Source organism: Paenibacillus sp. M2, from assembly GCF_046713495.1.
Taxonomy (GTDB): Bacteria; Bacillota; Bacilli; order Paenibacillales; family Paenibacillaceae; genus Paenibacillus; species Paenibacillus amylolyticus_B.
Genome location: NZ_CP169648.1, coordinates 1,735,033 through 1,754,717, shown reverse-complemented (window position 1 = coordinate 1,754,717; position 19,685 = coordinate 1,735,033). Strand labels below are relative to the sequence as shown.

Genomic DNA, 19,685 nt, shown 5'->3' with positions numbered 1-19,685 from the left:
TCCCTTTGCGGACATAGCTGCTCCCTTCAATCTATTGCACTTCTTTATCAAGACTTACGGCAAATGATGAAGTTATCGATTTTTGTCTAAAATCATTGGGTATCACTTTAATCTCCACATTTAGATGTATAGATTCAGGAAGATTCATTTCAGTTACATCCTCATGACCAATGAAGTAATGATGCTTTTCATTCAGTTCTATTAAACCTCCACCTGTTGAGCCAGAAGTTGAAATCAAATGTCCGTCATGATAAAGCTCACAAGCAATATTATATTCCTCCAAACTGAATCCTTTCACTTCATATCCAATCTTGATTTGATTTTCCGTGTAATCAGCATTTCGTAAACTGATCGCACCACCATTGACCATTTGGGTCTGAATTGCAATATTTGCTTCGGGCATCTCCGGTTTCTTTAATAGATAGCCTACTTTTAGGTACCATATAACTCCGAATACAACTACAGCAAGTACAATCAAAACGATGATAGACTTCTTCTCTTTTTTATACATAATCCTTACTCCTTACATCTGGACACTCTTTAAGTTCTTTTCAAACCAGTGTTTCAAATAATACGTTATCCCTGCTCGATCAACATCAGAAAATTGTCTTGGATCATCGATCATCCATTCCATTAGGGATTATAATCGATTGAATTTCAGGTTTTCCCACATTATCCTAGAAATACATTGTTAATTCTATCTCGATCATAATCTAGAATCCAATCGTTATATTCTGAATAGATATCCACTAGCGCTTCCCTTGATGCTGAAATAACATCGCAACCTCTATCATCATAGATATGAAATATCGTTTTCTTACTTATATTAATGAAATACACCCTATGATAAATCGTTGGCTTAATTCCAACATCATGATTACATATAGCTTTGATTAACTGATTATATTTCAAGTCCTCAACTCTACATTTAGTCCAGTACCTATACATGTTGTTCCTTGGGTCTAGGATGTTATCCGATTCACAATCCAAACCTGGAATTATCTCAAGGCTCAAGGCTCTAATCGGCCCTTTCTTCTTGATATATTTCCTGTACAGGTTCAATTTCTTCACTTTGTGTTTAGGCTTATCTGCAAAATAAGCTTGAGTTATTAATAGGACTTCATCTTCTTGATCATGAAGAGCCTTAAATAATTCAATTGATCGATGATAAACTTGTTCCATGTAATGCTCTGTATCCATTCCAAACATCAGAGGATTGCCAAGCTCGAATCGTATTGCAACTTCCCGATTATAAAAATGAGGCGGTTCTAAGGTCAGGTTTGGAAAATGCTCTGCCAGGTACGTCTTCAGATCCATTCTGTGGCCTCCGTCTCTTCAATAGTTGCCGATTTGACATATGAAAAATTAACCCCAGAACTTTCCGTTATGACCTTCGTCAACGATCCTGAGTTGTGTTTCAAAATTTTCATTCTGTTCGATATCATCGATGAAATGCCATTTGCCTTTACTGTCTTGCCAATACACTTTCCATGCCTTCTCATCCAATCTGAACTGTGCTACCGGCATCTATACCCATTGATCACTTTGAAAGGCTTGTCTTTCTTCAATCAACGTCACATGTTGTCCTCTGATTTTATAACTAATCTTTATCTGACTTTACACATGCTCGGGTACAGCCTTCTCGGTGTAATGGTCCATAATCTTTTGAATTCGTTTCTTCGTAAAATCATCCATGCTCTCTAACTCTCCTGCCTTGATCCGTTTTGCTTTGATTATATCATGTTGTTTTCTCCGATTTAAATGATGCTTTTAGTGTTGTAAAAGGTGAAACGGAGCGCGGCTTATGCAATGGCAAGCCACGTCAGGATGAGTTGCTGCGCCCAATGGGCAGCACCTCATGGGGTTGCACCGCGTGCATTAGCGCGGTGCTCATGCTGCCATCACGAGCACATTTTCATGATGGCAACACTTGGTGCATCACGATAGCTACGCCGTGATGCACGAAAAAAGCGCCGCGACCTCATCGTCGTGGCGCTTCCTCCTGCTGCATAATGCCAATCGGCCATGCAGCTTGTGTTACGCTGCTGCATCCCATAGGTGCATCCCCCAAGGTCGCTGATTGAATATTATGTTATACAACGGAATCACAGGCTTCATTAAATAATACTTAGTAATGCACAAGTGTCAGATTGGAATTTTCCTTGAGTTGGAGTCACATTATTAAAATCCTATTTTTCGTAATTAAGTTTACATTTGTATCAAATCCACAAACTATCGTTCCATCTGCCCGCGAGCCTCATTATTATGCAAAATGCATTGATACGCAAAAAGGCAGCTTCTGCTTTACACATCTCTGCCTATTTGCATATTAACTTTTTTCCACCCTTGCGTTTAATCAAATTCAGTATCGCTGGAGCTGATACAAATGATGTTCAACCTTTTATACCGCTAAATGTAATGCCGCTAATAAACGTCTTTTGAAGAAAAAAGAACAAAACAATAATAGGTAATGTCATCAAGGTGGATACCGCCATTAATAGACCCCATTCGGATCCCTTTTGACTCTGAAATTGCTGCAATCCGAGCGAAACCGTGTAAGATGGTTCATTGGTTAAATAGAGCAAGGGGCCCATGAAATCAGTCCAGCTCCCCATAAATTGAAACAATGCCACGGCTAAAACGGCGGATTTGGCTAGTGGAAACATGATCTGTAAATATATACGGAACTCACTAGCGCCGTCCAAGCGGGCTGCTTCGCGCAGGGCATCAGGCAGTCCCATGAAAAACTGCCGCAACAGAAAAATGTAAATGGGCACTCCAAAAAATTGGGGTACAATTAGTGGAAGAGGTGTCCCTACCCAACCTAATTTAGTAAACAACAGGAATAGAGGAATCATGGTCACCTGTCCGGGGATCATCATAACAGCAAGGGTAACAAAGAAAAGTAAACCTCTCCCACGGTACTCTAACTTGGCAAAACTATATGCAACCAAGGGACAGGATATGATCACACCAAGCGTACTAACGATAGTTATAATCGCCGTGTTTTTCAGATATGTCCAGAAAGGGATATACTCAACAGCACGGGAATAATTACTCCACAGAATTGGACGCGGAATCCACTCTGGTGGGAATGTAAAGATTTGTGTGAGTGGTTTAAGAGAAGTCGAAAGCAGCCAAATGAACGGAATCATGAAAAATGCAGAAGCAACAATTAGACATACATAGGCTAAGGCACGATTGATTCTTTTAATAGCGGTAGGATTCATCCCTTACTTCCTCCTTATTTCCCCTGATAATGAACCCAGCGTTTAGACGTAATAAAAATAATTCCGGTTAATGCCATAACGATAATAAATAAGATCCAGGCCATTGCGGAAGCATAACCCATTTTGAAATACCTAAAGCCGTTCTCATATAAATACATGACGTAGAAAGTCATGGAATTTGCAGGAGTTCCTTGCCCTTTGGTCAATGTATAGGGAAGAGTAAACTGTTGGAATGCACCAATCATTCCCATGACAAGGTTGTAGAAAATAACGGGAGTGAGCAAAGGCAGGGTTACCTTTCTCGTTTTCTGAAACCAGTTAGCTCCATCGATTTGCGCCGCTTCATAGTACTCCTCAGGGATGTCTCCTAATCCAGCAAGGTAGATAACGACAGCTTGCCCAATACCCCAAAGCGACATCAGAATGAGAGAGGGCTTGGACCATGACTCACCACCAAGCCAAGCGGGCCCATCGATACCGATATTCGCTAACATCCCGTTCACCAATCCGAAGTTTGGATGTAACAGCCACATCCACAGAACAGCCAGAGCCACTTGTGGCACGAGAGTAGGTAAGAAAAAGATCGTTCTGAATACAGCCATACCCTTGACCTTCATATTCAACATCATAGCGAGTGCCACACCGAAAAATATACTTAATGGAACAAAAAATACCGTAAAATAAATCGTGTTGTATATGGATTTCCAAAATAGAGGATCATGAAAAAGCTCTTTATAATTATTCATTCCGATAAATTCACCAGGCTGCAGAATGCTGTAAGTAGTGAAGCTGAAGTAGATGGACATTAGCATCGGAATTGCATAAAAGCATAGCAGCCCTATAGCCCAAGGTGAAGCAAACAGCCACCCAATCGCGTTAGTTCTGTGGAGTGCTCGTTTACTTGCCGATGGAATTGCTTTTACTTGAACTGGATCGGCCAGTTTCACCATGTACATTCTCCTTCCAAGTGTCATTTATGAATAGGCAAGGAGAGAGAGTTCGCTCCCTGCCTACCGAGCACTCTATTTGTCGTATTTTTCTAAAGCCTTATTAACAGTCTCTGTTACTCTATCCAGGTTCTCTTTCGGAGTACCGTTACCGCGGGTTGCCTTTTCCGTAGCGGAAGCTAACTCATTCCACAGCAGTTGTCCTTCAGGAATAACTGGGCGGTTGTGTGAATTGGGCAAAATATTAATAAATTCCTTCATAATCGGATCGTCTTTGTAACCGTATTTGTCGTTAACCGAATCAATAACGGAAATTTGAGAGTCAGCGTTTAATAACGTTTGCCCCTCTTCTTTCCCTAAGAATTCGAGGAATTTCCAAGCAGCAGCAACGTTCTTGGCGCCTTTAGGGATAATAGCGGACCCGCCTCCCGACCATGTCGTAAAATTAGTACCTGTTGGGGTCGGTATGGGTGCAACACCGTAGTTTAAATCCGGCTTAAATTTTTCGATACCCTTCACCGTGAAGTTTCCACTTATCTTCATGCTGACTTGACCGGAAATAAACGGATCCATTTCCTCCGAGCCAGCTGCGCTTGTGAATCCGGCAATATCCTCGACATTGTATTTTTGGCCGAAGTCGGTCATCCATTGTAATGCTTCAACGACTTTAGGATCATTTGCGGTAATTTTGCCGGTGGCAGCATCCTGGAATTCTCCTCCAAATGCCCATCCCCAAGTATACAGCCAGCCTTGCGAATACCATGGGATGAACCCAATCCGTTTGAAACGTTTACCTTCCTTGATGGTTAACTTATCAGCGGCCGCTTCAAGCTCGGCGATCGTTTGTGGTGGTTTGTTGGGATCCAACCCTACTTCTGTGAAATGATCCTTATTGTAAAATAGCAGACGAGAGTCTGTATCCATTGGCATTGCATAAAGCTTTCCTTGATAACTGGACTCCTCCCATGCAAATGGATAATACATTTCCTTACGTATTCCGGATTCTGCTGCCATCGAGGATAAGTCAGTCAGAGAACCTTGCGCAGCCCAAGTACCGACCTTAAAACGGTCGAATAGTGCAACGTCAGGAGGATTGCCGCCTGCGACTGCAGTCAGCAGCTTCTGATCGGATCCCTCGTTGGATTCTGTATAAACCAAATTCATTTTGATCGTAGGGTTTTTCTCTTCAAATGCCTTCACGACTTTATTCATATTATCTAAATCAATTGAGGTAAGACCATGCCACATCGTAACCGTTGTAATCCCCTCTCCGGCCTGATCGCTAGAGCCTCCATTCGTTGAACAAGCCGTTACAAGTAGTACCATAACCAGAAAGCAAACAAGAATTGGAAATGCGAATCTTTTGGATCTCCTCATTCAAAGTCCCCCTTAAGTTAAATGAATTCGTTTAACTTGAATTCCTATAGGATCCACTTCATTTTCTGATCATCCACAACTTATGTAAGCGCTAACAACTCTGGTGATATGAACTATTAAAATCAGAAAGAGATGAACACCGTGAATTTTTTATAGGAACCCACTAGTTATACTAAGTATATTAATATGACATCATAAAACATGTCAATTGCAATATTACGACATCACTATTCATGATGTATGGCTATAATTTAGATATAGAATTCGACGTTTCAAGGTTGGTTAATCTCCGGTCAGGAAGGTCTCTGCTTCGAAGTTTATATGTCTGATATCAAAAAAAGTGCCGATAAGCCCCTCAGGACTTCTCGACACTTTGAACAACTGCTTTGGTTTAGCTGCACTTGTATAAACCCTACCCGTTATTTTTCACGACCATACGATGTTTAATAATGTTCAGCTCGGGAACTGCTGTTCCATGCAATTGAGAGATTAACATATCCACTGCCAATTCACCCATCTGCTTCTCATCCTGTTTAATATGAGTGAAGATGGGTTGACCCAGGTGATCGTTCAGGGAGTCGAAACAAACGATCTCGTATTCCTCCAGAGATTTCCCCATCGAGTGGATGACTTGAGCCAGCATGGTAGCTATTAGAAATTCCGATGCGACAAACGCCTTTACATCAGGGTGTTGTTTCAAAAAATGCTTTACTGTTTCTTTATCACTTTCAATCGCTGTTCCATTTATGTTCTTGGGAAGGGTGCCCTTCAAGTTCGTCAATACATAGTTTTTGTTCAAATTCATTCCTTCCTGGGTGAAGGCAAACGTATATCCGAGCAGCCTTTCCTCCAATGTTGAAGTGTTCTCTTCCGGCGGAGATAAAAAGGCAATTTTTTTATGACCTTTGCTAATCAGATGACGCGTAAGATCCATGGCTGCTTTCTTATTGTCTGTGTAAACCGAACAAACCGGAATTCCTTTTAGATATCTATCGGCCAAAACAATTGGAAACCGATCTAATACAAGTCGGAGCAGTTCAGAATTATAGTGTTGACCATGAATGGGGGTCACGATTAATCCTTTGATGCCTAAACCAATAAATAAGTCAATCGCACGTTTTTCCTCATCCCGATCCCCGCAAGTTCGCTTAATAACGAGTTGATAATTATGCTCAGCACTCCGCTTTTCCATCGATCTAAGAAGTTCCAGGCCAAACTCGTCAGAAAAATTCGGTATAATAAACCCGATCACCCGCTTATCGTCCTCAGGAACCAAAGTTGTTCTTACCTCTGAATAATGCTTCGGTTCTTGTCCTCCAATGATACCATCGGCTACATATGAACCTTTTCCTTGTATTCGTTTAATCACCCCAGAATCTGCCAATTTCTCCAGAGCCTTTTTAGATGTAATACGACTGACGCCAAATTGTTCAGCCAACTCTTTTTCAGAAGAGACCCGGTCACCTTCGTTTAAGCGACCTTCTTTAATCTCTTGTACAATATAGCTATATATCTGCTCATATAAATGCAATTCCACAAAACCACCCTGACATCATAATATTAATATACTAAGTATATTACACAAGAAGTAATTCGCAAAGTTACTGGGTGGGATTGTGGTATTCCTTGAAGAAGGTCGAGTGCCTCCTAGAGGCTTGATGATTGTACAGGCGTCAATACAGAAGGTTATCGTGGAATTCTAGGTTTAGCTTCGCTGAATGGATCTCTAAATTCGTCTACCCGATATCTGACGAATGTGTTGAATATGTACAGCGTTATAGGGAATATGGACATGTAGTGAGTCAGCTGAACCTTTAGGTACAGTGATTGTCTCTTCGGTTCTGGTCTTATCATTCATACGAAACACTCCTTTGACTGAATTCGACATGTGATTCTATGTAACTGGCAAACAAAAAAAGAAGATCATTCTTCATCCCGTTTGGGAATCAGATGACCTTCCGATGGTTTCGGAAATATGATGTTGAAAAGGTAAAGCGGGAGCGCGGCATATGCAACGGCAAGCCGCGTAAGGGTGAGGTGCTGCGCCCGATGGGTGCAAGCACCTTATGAGGATGCACCACGTTCATTGACGCGGTGCTCATCAATGCAGGCATCACCCGTGATGCCTGCCAATAAAGTGCCACGACCCCAAAGCCGTGGCACCTCTCCCTTCTGCATCATGCCAGTTGGCCATGTAGCTTGTGGAAGGCCGCTGCACCTACATGGCAGCGGCTTCTTCTCCCAGCGGCAGCGTGTAATACTGCGCCTGCTGCCCTTCATGCTGCTGGTACACAACGACCAGCAGCGTCCGGCCTTTCGCGGCAAGCGGGCTGGCGCCAGCTAGCACACGCTCAAGCCGGAACGGAAGCACATCCAATACGGTGTGCTTCTGCAGTTCCTTTTCGCCGAGACCAAGGTCGGCGAAAGCACGGGCACCCATGACCGTCTGTGCGGTCATGGCCGAGGTCATCGGCAACGCACGCGAACCGTTGCCGTCTTCCCCGTCCGCCGCTCCATCCGCGGCGGACCCTGTTGCGTCGCCCGCAGGGAGCGACGCTTCACCCCCGGCTTCGCTGCCGATTACACCCGCCGCATCTGCGGCAGCGTCTTCCCCGGCAGCAGCCGAGCTTGCCACAGCGGCACTCGGACCCGTGCCGCTGCTTTCCAGCCATGCCGTGCCTGCGGCGCCGGCAACACGTGGCAGACGAACGTCTTCCGGACGTTCAGCCAACGTTTTCATATAACCAGCCCACTGGTCTTTCTGGAGCGGATCTTCCCACCAGATTTTGCGCGGTTTGTATTTGTGGCCGAGGAAATAATCCAACTTCATCAGGCCGAGCACGACATCCATATGCGGCGTATTCCGCGACTCCAGGAAGCTGTGCAGACGAGTGAACAAATCCTCCAGTTGGTGACCAATCTTCTGCCACCCCTGACCTTCCCAGTAATCCCCGAACGCCTGGAAGAAATCAAACGGCGAGTTGAACTCCTGCTCCATCAGATATTTCAGCGTATGATCCATCCGGTGTGCGTTCCAGTATTTCTCCAGCACATCTTCCAGCCGCTTCAAGCGCACAATGTCGCTGAACGGCAGCACGTCACTACCCAAAATCTCATACGGCGCGTGATCCATATACGTATAGTTGTATTTTTCCGCATCCAGACGCAGACCCGTACCACGCAGCATTTTAAGGAATCCGAGCTGAAGCTCTTCCGGTCCCAGTGCAAACACATCGTTAAACGTCTTGCGGAACGTATTATAGTCTTCCTCCGGCAGTCCGGCGATGAGATCCAGATGCTGGTCGATTTTTCCACTGGCTTTGACTTTGTTGACGGTCCGGCTTAGCTTCGTAAAGTTCTGGCGACGTTTCACCAGTTCATTTGTCGGATCATTCGTGGATTGAACCCCGATCTCGAACCGGAATGTGCCTGGCGGCGCATTCTCTGCCAGATAATCCAGTACCTCGGGACGCATAATATCCGCCGTAATTTCAAACTGGAACACCGTCCCCTGATGATTCTCGATCAGGAATTTGAACATTTCGAGCGCATAATCCCGCTTGATGTTAAACGTCCGGTCCACAAACTTGATCAGCTTCGCACCCTTCTCGATCAGGTACAAAATGTCAGACTTCGTCCGCTCAATATCGTAATACCGCACGCCTACCTCAATACTGGACAGACAGAACTGACAACTAAATGGACAGCCCCGGCTGGTCTCAAAATAAACCACACGCTTCCCGAGGTCGGGAATATCCTCTTCAAATCGGTGCGGTGACGGCAGCTCGTTCAAATCCGCCTTTGGCCGTCCTGGCATGAGAATGACCTCTTCCCCTTTGCGATACGCCAGTCCATAGACAAAGTGGAACTTTTTGCTTCCTTCCAGCTCCATCAACAGTTGGTGCAGCGTCTCTTCCCCTTCACCCATCACGATGAAATCAACATTGGGAATCCGGTTCATCCAATATTCCGTGTCGTAGGACACTTCCGGCCCGCCCAGCAGAATTTTCACGTCAGGCATAACCTTTTTCAGATTATCAATGACCTTAATCGTCTCTTCGATGTTCCAGATGTAACACGAGAAACCAATCACGTCCGCCCCACGCTGATACAGATCAGAGACAATATTCATCACCGGATCTTTGATCGTATACTCCGCCAGGTCAATATCAAAATCCTTCTCACTGTACGCCTTCAGACACCGCAAGGCCAAGGAGGTATGGATGTACTTTGCATTTAATGTAGAAAGAATAACCTTCATGGTTCACAACCTTTGCCTGGACACCCAGACCATATATTTTTTTGGGAAAAGGAAAGCTCCACAGCCATCCCGCCCCGGATGCTGTTCATCTAAACCTCTATTGAACTAGCCATTCCATGTCTCATGGACATATCCAACTTTTGTCTTTCAAAGAGTGGACACTCTTTTCAAAAATACATATACACCCCGCCAAACCAAAAACACAACATACAGTGCGCAACCAACTAAATAAAACTACATATTGTATATTCTAATATCAGACATCCCTAACGCCAATGTCCACCCTTTGAAAAACAATTCACCTTAATTTGTCCACAATACAGAGACACACTATAGTCCAAGTCCATTTCAAACTTAATTGCGCTCCGGCTTTCAACAGGTTTGAAGATATCCTCTGGATAGACATATAGCATCTCTACAATCATTTAAGCTTTACGCACATGAGCCTCAAAGACCTGAAAGCGAGAATTTAACCACAATTCACACTTCATCCCAACTTGCTCATATCTGAACATACTCACTCATATCTGATGATACCTTCTCATACTACTCATACTCGTAAAATGCATCGTCATCCGTATCCACTTCTTCGCCCGATTGCTTCTGGAAAAACTCCAGGAACGGCAATCCGTACTTGCGGTACTTGACCTCACCGACCCCTTTGATATCCAGCATGTCACGTTCTGTCTGTGGACATACCACACTCATCTCGCGCAGGGTCGCATCATTGAAGATAATGTACGATGGTACATGCTCTTTCGCCGCCAGATCACGCCGGATCAGACGAAGCTGTTCAAATACCGTCTCATTAACCGCAGATGGCATCGCATCGCGTCCGCGGCGTCCACCATAGTTCGTACCCGAAGCCATCGCCGCTGTTTTGCGGACAACACGTTGCATCACTTCACGCTGGCCCTTGAGCACTTCAACCGCCAGCGGCTGCAAACGCACAACCGGATACTGTCCCTCAGAAAGCATCAGATATCCTTCGGATACCATCACGTTGATGATCTCGGATATTTCACGCTCTGTCCGATTGCCCATCACGCCGTAGGTTGGCAGAGAGTTGAAGCCGTAATCAAGTACCTTTTTGGCACGGGAGCCTTTGAGCACCGAAGCGACCAGCGATACACCATACCGTTCACGCATGCGGTGAATGCAGCTGAATATTTTCTGTGCATCAATCGTCATGTCTACCAACTCACGGTCGTCCGTACAGGAACTGCAAATACCGCAAGGTGTATCGTCATGCACCTCACCAAAATAATCCAGCTGTGCACTTCGCAGACAGCGCGTCGTGTAACAGTAATCCACCATCTGTTGCAGCTTCCGGTAATCGTTCTGTTTGCGGTCGCCGTCCATCGGATTCTGCTCAATCAGGAACTTCTGGGTGATAATGTCCTGCGCCCCGAATAGCAGAATACACTGACTGGGCTCTCCGTCCCGGCCTGCACGTCCGGCTTCCTGTACATATGCCTCCATGTTCTTCGGCATGCTGTTATGAATCACGTAACGCACGTTCGATTTATCAATCCCCATCCCGAACGCATTGGTCGCCACCATCACTCGGATATCATCGTACAAAAAAGCTTCCTGGCTCTGGGACCGTTCATCGTCCGTCATCCCGGCATGGTAGCGTCCTGCGGGCAATCCCGCCTGCAACAAACGCTGATGCAGATCGTCCACGTCCTTACGGGTCGCGGCGTACACAATACCTGGCTCGCTGGCATGCTCGCGCGCATAGTTCAGGACAAAGTCCTTCTTGCTCTCGCCGCGCAGCACGCTAAACGCCAGATTATCACGCCCAAGTCCGGTCACATACGTCTGCGGGTCCTGCAAACGCAGCAGCCGCAGAATATCGCCCATGACCTCGGGCGTCGCTGTTGCCGTGAAGGCCGCAACCACCGGCCGCTCCGGCAAACTGTCCACAAACGGCGCTACCGCCAGGTAGCTTGTCCGAAAATCATGCCCCCACTGCGACACACAGTGAGCCTCATCCACAGCAACGCACGAGATCGGCAAATAGCCCATCTCCTCGCGGAACCAATCCAGCTCCAGTCGCTCAGGCGCGACATAGAGCAACTTCAGCTCACCGCGCTGCGCCGCGCGGATGCGATCATTCACTTCTTTGCCGCTAAGTGTACTATTAATATACGCGGCAGCAATTCCGGCGGTCGTCAACGCATCGACCTGGTCCTTCATCAATGAGATCAACGGGGAGACAACAAGCGTCAGACCCGAATATAACAGAGCGGGGATCTGATAACAGATCGACTTACCGCCCCCGGTTGGCATAATGCCGAGCGTATCTTCACGTTCGAGCAGGCTGGCTACAATCTTTTTCTGTCCCTCACGAAAGTCGGGGTAGCCATAATATTTTTGCAGGAGACCCTGCGCTTCTTCAATAGTAGGTGTTTGCACACTCATGTAAAGACTCCTTACTTATCACCGGTGTTCTTCCACCAGCTTGGTCCGATCCGATTCTGACATCCGAAAGCGGCTCATCTGCCGCATCCTTGACAACAAAATGGCGTTCTCATGACTTGTCCGTCAAGCAAACGCCGCTCCCTTTAGTTTAACGGCCCAGCCCCGAATGAGCAACCGCGTTTTACTGTAAAACAATCTTTTGCAAATGTGTGACAGTGCTGTATAACCTGAATGATAGGAAAGATCGCAAGTAGATTCAGATGTGATTGAACATTCCAGGAAAAATCAAAAAACAATCGCATGCCTTTTTGGGGACAAAACGATTGTTTGTTTAAAGTACACTTGCTAATCTTTTAGCGCCTCAACTTCAGACTCAGTTAGACCACTTGTTTTGGCAATAACTGAAACTTCAATCCCAACTGAGAGCATATTCTTTGCAATTTCAATCGCCTTTCTTTTTTCGCCTTCAACTAACCCTTTTTCCAATCCTTTTCCATTCCCTTTTCCCTAGCCTACTCAATCATGGAAGCTTCATCACGCAAATACTTCTGACGCTCTTCATACAAACGACGTGCTTCCCGATCCTGACTCAAGAACTCCAGCGTATCCATTACTTTCTTAACCCCAGATTCATTCATGTTGTATCACCGCCTCTTGCATTCATCCGATAATACAATCCTTTCCTCTGCATTAACTGTTCATGCGTCCCATCCTCGGCAATTCGGCCTTTCTCCATTACAAGGATACGAGAACACTGACGAGCAACCTCCATCCGATGTGTGACAAGCAACCCGATTCTGCCTTTCATAAAGTTCAGCAAGTGATTCATCACCTTCTGTTCTGTCTGAATATCCAGGGATGACGTTGGTTCGTCCAGAATGTACAGATCGGATGACCTCATAAAGAGCCTGGCAAGCGACAGTCGCTGCTGTTGTCCTCCGGATAGATTGGCCCCTTTCTCATGCAACATTGCTGCGTATTGTCCTTCCTGTGTCTCAATATATTCATGCAAACCTGCCTGCTTTGCCGCAAGCTTAACTCTGTCCAATGTAACGTCTGAACTCAGACGAATATTTTCTTCGATCGTTCCTGTAAAAAAAGTTGGGGTCTGCGGCATATACGTCAGTCTGGATTGCTTATCCATTTCATTATCCATCTCTATATACTCTGCAACATGTTGATTACCCAGCAATGCGCTTCCGTTTGTTGGCTCGATCAGCCCTGCACACACTTGGCATAATGTAGATTTGCCTGCCCCGCTGGGGCCAACTACCGCAACCAATTCACCAGGAACCAGACTAAGCGAAATCTGATCCAGAATTTTTCGACCACTGTCTTCATCGGTTACCGTAACCTGTTGAAAACGTAGCATAGCCATTTCGTTCTCTTTATGTGCCCCTTTTTGTGTACTCCCTTGATCTTGGTTACACATTCCCTGTGCAAGCGCCCCGTGCTTAGTATTAGATGCGTCTGTCTTCTTGTTCTCCGCCAATTTCAACCATGCAGAGATACGTCCAAATGCTCCCACGCTGGCTTGCATCTGACTCCACTGGCTGGACAAGCCGAGTACTGGCCACACCACCAATTCAAACAGCAGACTACTTGCAACAACCATGCCCGGAGACAAAGTTCCCCTAGCCGCTGACAGAGCAATAAGGAACAACGCTGCCAATTGAGCCAGACCAAACACCGCCATCGACACGTTATCCGACATGCTCAGGGTCATCTGTAACTTAGCCTGAACACGATTCAGTGATTGCTGTTGTGTCCGAAAACGAGCGAGAAACCACGGTGAAGCATCATACATCTGAATCACCGGTATCCCTTCAACATACTGCTGGATCTGTTCTTGGGACTCGCCTTCTCTGGATTCGACCTCATCGGACAGATGTACAATCCGCTGATCATACAACCTCGCCGTAAACCAGATTGCCCCTGCACTTACCAAGGCAATAACCGCAACCCATGCATCTGCTCTGTACAAGTATCCCAGCGATAGAGCAATGATGAATACAACCGTAACACCCTCTGTAATAGCCTCCACAACTTCTGCACCATGCTTGGTGTCTTCCTTGATGCGAAGCATCACATCTCCGGACTTCTGTCTGCGCACCCAGGAATAGGGCATCCGGTTTAACAGTTTCAACAGATCCATGGACATATCCCGTTGCATCGATTCCTTGAGCCATACCAGCACATACCGATGCATCGCGAGCAATACGATAAACCCTGCCAGAATGGCAATAAAGATCAACGCCGTAGCATTAAGCTGCTCCTGTCCCCCATCATGAATGGCATCCACGAAGAATCCCTGTACAAAGGCAAGTCCCCAATCAAAGACTGCATCTGCTGCGATAAAAATGAGCAAGATCGCTAAAGCTAATCCATAAGGCTTCATCCAGCGATAAATAACGGGCCATACCGTTGCCAGTGATACAGCTTGTTTTGGGTCATCTGGAACATCACTTTCGTTTATCTGATGATGAGCTTCATTTTCGATATTTTCTATTTCATTATTTTCATTTATCTCATATGCTCCACTTTTCTCTTGACTGCTCTTCGTTCCAACACCATCGGCATATGCTGCATCTTCAATTTTGTTACTCATGCTGCCCCTCCACTTCCGTATACTGCTCCGCAATATAGCTCCGATATCCATTGGGACGATCCAGCAATTCACGATGAGTCCCTGTATCTTCGACGCGTCCCTTCTGAATATAGATGACCTGATCTGCCCGTTCTATCAGCGATAATCGATGAGTAACTGCAATAACCGTTGTGCCTTTGTCAGCAGTGATTCGGGCAAAGAGATCATTCAATCTTTGCTCATGCCACGGGTCTTGAGATGACGTCGGTTCATCCAACAATAGAATATCCGGGTTCCTCAGCAGCGCTCTTGCTAGACTAATACGCTGAAGCTCACCACCCGACATTGTCCCGCCTTGCGGTTGAAGCTCTGTCCCATAACCGAGCGATTGCCGCATAATGGCGTCATGTGCATAAGTCATGTGGGCCACAACCTCTACTTGTTTGGCAGATATCCCCTCTTGTCCAAAAACAATATTCTCTTCCACTGTGCCTGTGAAAATAAAGGCTTGTTGTGGAACATACACCTGATTGACATACGCTGTCTGAACTTCGTGCATATCCTTCAGTGAATTCTTCTGATTCATGACCTGGATCGAACCAGTAACAGGTCTATCTAATCCGGCTATTAATTTCAATAACGTGGTCTTCCCACATCCGCTTGGCCCAGTGATTACAGTAAGCTTTCCTTTCTTGGCTTCAAAAGTAATATCCGTTAACACTTCTTCTTGCTCTGCATACTTATAAGACACATGCTGTACGTTGATGCCAGCCGGTTTAGATTGGTTTTCAAGCTGCCCTAAATTCGTATCGGACCGTACATATGTATTTGTACTGGGATTAGCAACCGTGTTCTTTTTCTCCAAATCCAACACCTCAAAGATTCTGGACGCATGAGAAGCCGAACCAATAAAATCATTCCACAGCCCAGATAACGATTCAATCGGACGAGTTAATTGACTGCTTGCTACCAGAAAAGCAGCCAGTCCTCCTACATCCATATGTCCATTCAGGATCTGCATGCCGCCTAGATAGAGAATCAGAATCATGCCACCATACGTCGAGACCCGTCCGGCTGCTTCCGAAAGTCGTTGTAACACAGATACGGACATCGTATATTTGAACACCTGATCCATTCGCTCTTTAAAATGATGGTGTACATAACCCGCGAGTCCGTAACTTCGGATCTCAACCGGGGCTTGGATGATTTCAGTTAGCATCTCATCTCTTGACGCTGCGCTGGCATTTAACTGATCATGTCGTCTTTGTAGACGTTTACCAAGTTCTACCGTTACAAGAGGATAGATTAACGTGAATGCAATGATAGCCAATGACAACGGCAAGTTCACCCAGCTGAAGTAAGCAAAGGCAAGAATCAGCTGAATGATATTTTTTGCAAGTTCAATGCCATGTTGGTTGATCCCCTTCTGTGCTTCCTTGGCTGAAGTCCAGACCCTAGAGGTTAAGTCACCCGTATGATAATGTGCCAGATCGCGTGTCTCTGTGTTGCCTAGAGATGAGAACAGTAGAGACTGCATAGACAATAATGTCTTTTGCTGGAATAACGTCTCGACCCTCGTCATGAATGCGGTTACAATCAATCGTAATACTACAATGCTAACGCCTATGATCAAACCTGAGTAGAGTAACGAAAACTGTGCTTCGGTAGCACCTTTGACCAGTCTTCGGATCGATTCCAAATAACCGACCTCAATCAGGGAGACCATACATGCGGCGAATAGTAACAGAATGATGAACACACCGTACTTGCCCGTTAATGTCCATAATCGAGTTATCATGCCTAACGTTGTATACGTTCTTTTGTCAGCTAACATGGATGGTTTCTCCAATCTTGTCATTAAATTATGTACTTGGTTATGATATCATCGGTGATAAGGAAAAAATGAACATTTATTGCTGTAAGTACTATTTGAAGTAGGGAGATTGATATGCAACATGATTTGCTAGACACACTTGATAAGCTATTCGACTACATAGAAGACCATATTCAAGACAAATTAACACTGGATCATCTGGCATCCGTGACTCATATATCCAAGTTCCACCTGCATCGCATGTTCAAACATGTGAGTGGGCAATTGCCTGGAGAATACATTCGTTCACGCAAATTGGCGCGCAGCCTGGAGCAATTGGTGAATTTGAATTGGAAAATTATCGATATCAGTGGACATTACGCTTTTGAACATGAACAATCCTACATACGTGCTTTCAAACAAACCTTTGGGATCACACCCTTGCAATATCGCAAACAGGGAGCTGGAGACCTTGAATTCACAGCTCGTATGACTTCATCCATGATCACAATACTTCCGTATGGATATATTTTCAAACCAACGTATGTACGAAAACCGGTCATGAAACTCATCGGACAGCGTTCCCATATTCGGTATGCAGATAACGAAGAGCATTATGAAGCCAATTCAGCAGGCAACGACTTTTTTGAAAAACACTTTCATTCGATTCCTAACGTGCTGCAACCCAACGTATATATCGGATTTACCAATGAAATTAACGAGGATTACAGTACATATCAGCCGTCTGTAGAAGTAACCAGTCTGGATCATATTCCTGAAGAACTGGACGGAATTGAGGTCCCGGCCAACCAGTATGCCGTATTCAAATTCGTCTGTGATTTCCATCCAAGTCTGATCAACATTGATCATCTGGACAGTGTCTGGACATTTATTGATGAATATTGGCAGTGCCATTCAGGGTACGAGAAGAGTGACTCATACTACTTTGAACGAATTGATGGCAGTCTGGCTCAGGACCACTACGGAGAAATGGACATTTATATCCCTGCAAAGCAAATTTCACTGTAAGCTGCAAATGGAGGTCCAATGCTTATGGATCAAAATACTCAAGCTAATTCAAGTTCATCCCATACAGATTCTCGCAAACCTTGGATACGTACACACCCGTTTTTCACCATATTTACATTATTGATTCTTGTGCTGTTCGTTGCCTTATTCCTGTATTTCTGGCTCCGCCCATACTTCTCCACATTTGACCGTTCCGAACTGGGGGAATTGAGTTATTCCATTCCTTCAAGGAATGGTGAGTATACTGCCGAGATTTATGGTGTGCCCTATGGTGGTGCGGCAGGCGGCGTTACAATCTGGGTCGATGTGAAGAAGACAAATGTACCTGAGGATGCCACAGTACAAACGATCTATCGTGCCGAGCACCACGGAAATAACCATCTTGAATGGGAAAATGAAAACACACTCCGGATTGAAAACTGGAATGAATACACGGATGAGACCATTACCCTCAATATCGATGACGAAATATATGATGGATGGGGCTGGGCGTGCAAAAGCTTACGGATGAAAGACCAGTATGTGCGATGCTGGGCACCTGAAAAGTAAAGCAACTTAGCAGCTAAAATGACGGCCCCGAGCACTCAAGGTCTCATCTTGTGACGCGTAATACTCACTGCAACGTACATCAAAAGTTCTACGCTGTGTAAGCCTTGTGAAAATTTCACCAAATGCTACTTCATTACACCATGGCAAGAAATACACGCGGCACGAGAAACGTAACAAGCCCCACTCACCGACTCTTTCGGTTAAGCGGGGCTGCTCTTGTTCATTATCTGTCTCAGTTCGTCTCCCTACTTACGCGGTGACACTTCACCACGTTCTTCCCGCTCCTTCATCTCTTTGCGTACCACAACTTCGAGCTTCTGCCGATTGGCAAGCAATCCGGGATCGTTTGGCAAGTACTCACGGGCTCTGGTGTTATGCATCAATGCCTGCTCCCAGTTGCCTAGATGGGCATAACAAAGGGATAAACGAGCATGTGGCAGCCAGGTGCGGCAAGCCATAGGCACCGGGCGCAGACCTGGGTCGCGGCTGCTCACATCGACTGCCTGCATATACCAGTAGATCGCCGAGACGGGTTCATGCCGTTCATGGAAACAAGCCGCAATGGCGCAGCAGAAGTCGGCATGCGGCAGATCATACTGGAAAGACTGCAGCAGTGCGCCGAGCTTACGGCCCGGCTCACCCAGTCGTTCATAACATTCCGCCAGCCGCGCGCAGGCAATTAGGCAGTCCTCGCGGTAACCGCTTGGCTGTTCCAGCAGCTTCGCGTACCCGCGTGCCGCCGCCGCATAACGCTGGCGGTCATAACATTCGCCTGCATAATAGAACAGCAGGCGACCTTGGGCTACGCCCTCTTCGGCGATCCATTTGCGCAAAATGCGCACGTTTCGCGCCGAATGATGTCCCGCTTCGCGGCGATGCGTGACGGCAATGTCTGCCGTAATGACCTCGCCCTGCGGGAAGCTGAGCTGCTCGTGCAGCCGGCCATGCCAGCGGCACCCGGCATCCCGCTTGACCAGGCGAAGGCGTCGGTCCGTCACAAGTGGACTCCCCTCCGCTCCCTCGGCCAGCGTGTAGTTCAAGATCACAGCTTCCGTCTTCCCCCCGGACGGAAGCTGCTGCTTCAACACCTCCAGCTTCGCCCGTTCCGCGGGCAGCAGCACATCATCCGCATCAAGCCACAGGATATACTCCTGCGTGGCCTTGGCGAATGACTCATTCCGCGCTGCGGCAAAGTCTTCCTTCCATTCATGCGTGTAGACATGGTCGGTATACTGCGCAGCGATGTCCATCGTGCGATCCGATGAACCGGTATCCACAATGACGATCTCGTCCGCGATGCCGGCAACCGAGTCCAGACAGCGCGCCAGCGTGCGTTCCTCGTTCTTCACAATCATGCACAGACTGATGGTGATCACGTTTTGAGCCCCTTCCTGTCCCTTTTAGCTCCGCTTCTTGAAATTCTTTCTGCCTTCACCGTTTCGTGTGAATGTTTATTCCAATTTAT

Annotated in this window: 17 protein-coding genes; 2 read left to right on the top strand and 15 right to left on the bottom strand. The window is 46.2% G+C overall.

The window, feature by feature from the left end:
- Window positions 1–31: 31 nt before the first annotated feature.
- The 14 genes from ACETMN_RS07925 to ACETMN_RS07860 form a co-directional block, all read right to left on the bottom strand.
- Window positions 32–511 (bottom strand): hypothetical protein, encoded by a 480-nt coding sequence (locus ACETMN_RS07925; protein WP_411735973.1) that lies wholly within the window; start codon window positions 509–511, stop codon window positions 32–34.
- Window positions 512–672: 161 nt separating this feature from the next.
- A complete protein-coding gene (locus ACETMN_RS07920; RefSeq protein ID WP_411735972.1) occupies window positions 673–1,317 on the bottom strand; it encodes a DUF3885 domain-containing protein in 645 nt (214 codons plus the stop codon).
- A 48-nt stretch (window positions 1,318–1,365) separates the two neighbouring features.
- Window positions 1,366–1,527 (bottom strand): DUF3024 domain-containing protein, encoded by a 162-nt coding sequence (locus ACETMN_RS07915; protein WP_411735971.1) that lies wholly within the window; start codon window positions 1,525–1,527, stop codon window positions 1,366–1,368.
- A gap of 866 nt (window positions 1,528–2,393) precedes the next feature.
- Window positions 2,394–3,230, bottom strand: a complete 837-nt coding sequence (locus tag ACETMN_RS07910) for a carbohydrate ABC transporter permease (RefSeq protein WP_091015157.1) — start codon at window positions 3,228–3,230, stop codon at window positions 2,394–2,396.
- 14 nt (window positions 3,231–3,244) lie between these two features.
- Window positions 3,245–4,204, bottom strand: coding sequence for a carbohydrate ABC transporter permease (locus tag ACETMN_RS07905; protein WP_411735970.1), 960 nt, complete (start codon window positions 4,202–4,204; stop codon window positions 3,245–3,247).
- A 48-nt stretch (window positions 4,205–4,252) separates the two neighbouring features.
- Entirely contained in the window at window positions 4,253–5,554 is a 1,302-nt protein-coding gene (locus ACETMN_RS07900) for an ABC transporter substrate-binding protein (protein ID WP_411735969.1), read from the bottom strand.
- Between the two features lie 412 nt (window positions 5,555–5,966).
- Window positions 5,967–7,091 carry a GntR family transcriptional regulator gene (locus ACETMN_RS07895; RefSeq protein WP_149846440.1) on the bottom strand — a complete coding sequence of 375 codons (1,125 nt, stop codon included), beginning with the start codon at window positions 7,089–7,091 and terminating at the stop codon, window positions 5,967–5,969.
- A 189-nt stretch (window positions 7,092–7,280) separates the two neighbouring features.
- Window positions 7,281–7,412: a hypothetical protein gene (locus ACETMN_RS07890; protein ID WP_256975070.1), complete on the bottom strand. Its 132-nt coding sequence runs from the start codon at window positions 7,410–7,412 to the stop codon at window positions 7,281–7,283.
- Window positions 7,413–7,772: 360 nt separating this feature from the next.
- On the bottom strand, window positions 7,773–9,815 hold the full coding sequence (locus tag ACETMN_RS07885) for a B12-binding domain-containing radical SAM protein (RefSeq protein WP_411735968.1): 2,043 nt from the start codon (window positions 9,813–9,815) through the stop codon (window positions 7,773–7,775).
- Between the two features lie 546 nt (window positions 9,816–10,361).
- Window positions 10,362–12,242, bottom strand: a complete 1,881-nt coding sequence (gene recQ, locus ACETMN_RS07880; RefSeq protein WP_411735967.1) for a DNA helicase RecQ — start codon at window positions 12,240–12,242, stop codon at window positions 10,362–10,364.
- Between the two features lie 345 nt (window positions 12,243–12,587).
- Window positions 12,588–12,728, bottom strand: a complete 141-nt coding sequence (locus ACETMN_RS07875; RefSeq protein ID WP_411735966.1) for a hypothetical protein — start codon at window positions 12,726–12,728, stop codon at window positions 12,588–12,590.
- Between the two features lie 26 nt (window positions 12,729–12,754).
- On the bottom strand, window positions 12,755–12,880 hold the full coding sequence (locus tag ACETMN_RS07870; RefSeq protein ID WP_411735965.1) for a hypothetical protein: 126 nt from the start codon (window positions 12,878–12,880) through the stop codon (window positions 12,755–12,757).
- Complete coding sequence (locus ACETMN_RS07865; RefSeq protein ID WP_411735964.1) at window positions 12,877–14,850, bottom strand: ABC transporter ATP-binding protein; 1,974 nt, start codon at window positions 14,848–14,850, stop codon at window positions 12,877–12,879. The genes ACETMN_RS07870 and ACETMN_RS07865 overlap by 4 nt, the downstream gene beginning before the upstream one ends.
- The gene (locus tag ACETMN_RS07860; RefSeq protein ID WP_411735963.1) at window positions 14,843–16,663 is read right to left on the bottom strand and encodes an ABC transporter ATP-binding protein; all 1,821 of its coding nucleotides are present in this window, start codon (window positions 16,661–16,663) and stop codon (window positions 14,843–14,845) included. The genes ACETMN_RS07865 and ACETMN_RS07860 overlap by 8 nt, the downstream gene beginning before the upstream one ends.
- A 114-nt stretch (window positions 16,664–16,777) precedes the next feature.
- Between ACETMN_RS07860 and ACETMN_RS07855 the strand changes: the two genes are divergently transcribed.
- Window positions 16,778–17,671, top strand: a complete 894-nt coding sequence (locus ACETMN_RS07855) for a helix-turn-helix domain-containing protein (protein ID WP_091015170.1) — start codon at window positions 16,778–16,780, stop codon at window positions 17,669–17,671.
- 24 nt (window positions 17,672–17,695) lie between these two features.
- Window positions 17,696–18,220 (top strand): DUF5412 family protein, encoded by a 525-nt coding sequence (locus ACETMN_RS07850; RefSeq protein WP_091015171.1) that lies wholly within the window; start codon window positions 17,696–17,698, stop codon window positions 18,218–18,220.
- Between the two features lie 245 nt (window positions 18,221–18,465).
- Here the strand turns inward: ACETMN_RS07850 and ACETMN_RS07845 are convergent, their stop codons facing one another.
- A complete protein-coding gene (locus tag ACETMN_RS07845) occupies window positions 18,466–19,575 on the bottom strand; it encodes a glycosyltransferase (RefSeq protein WP_411735962.1) in 1,110 nt (369 codons plus the stop codon).
- Window positions 19,576–19,685 lie beyond the last annotated feature (110 nt).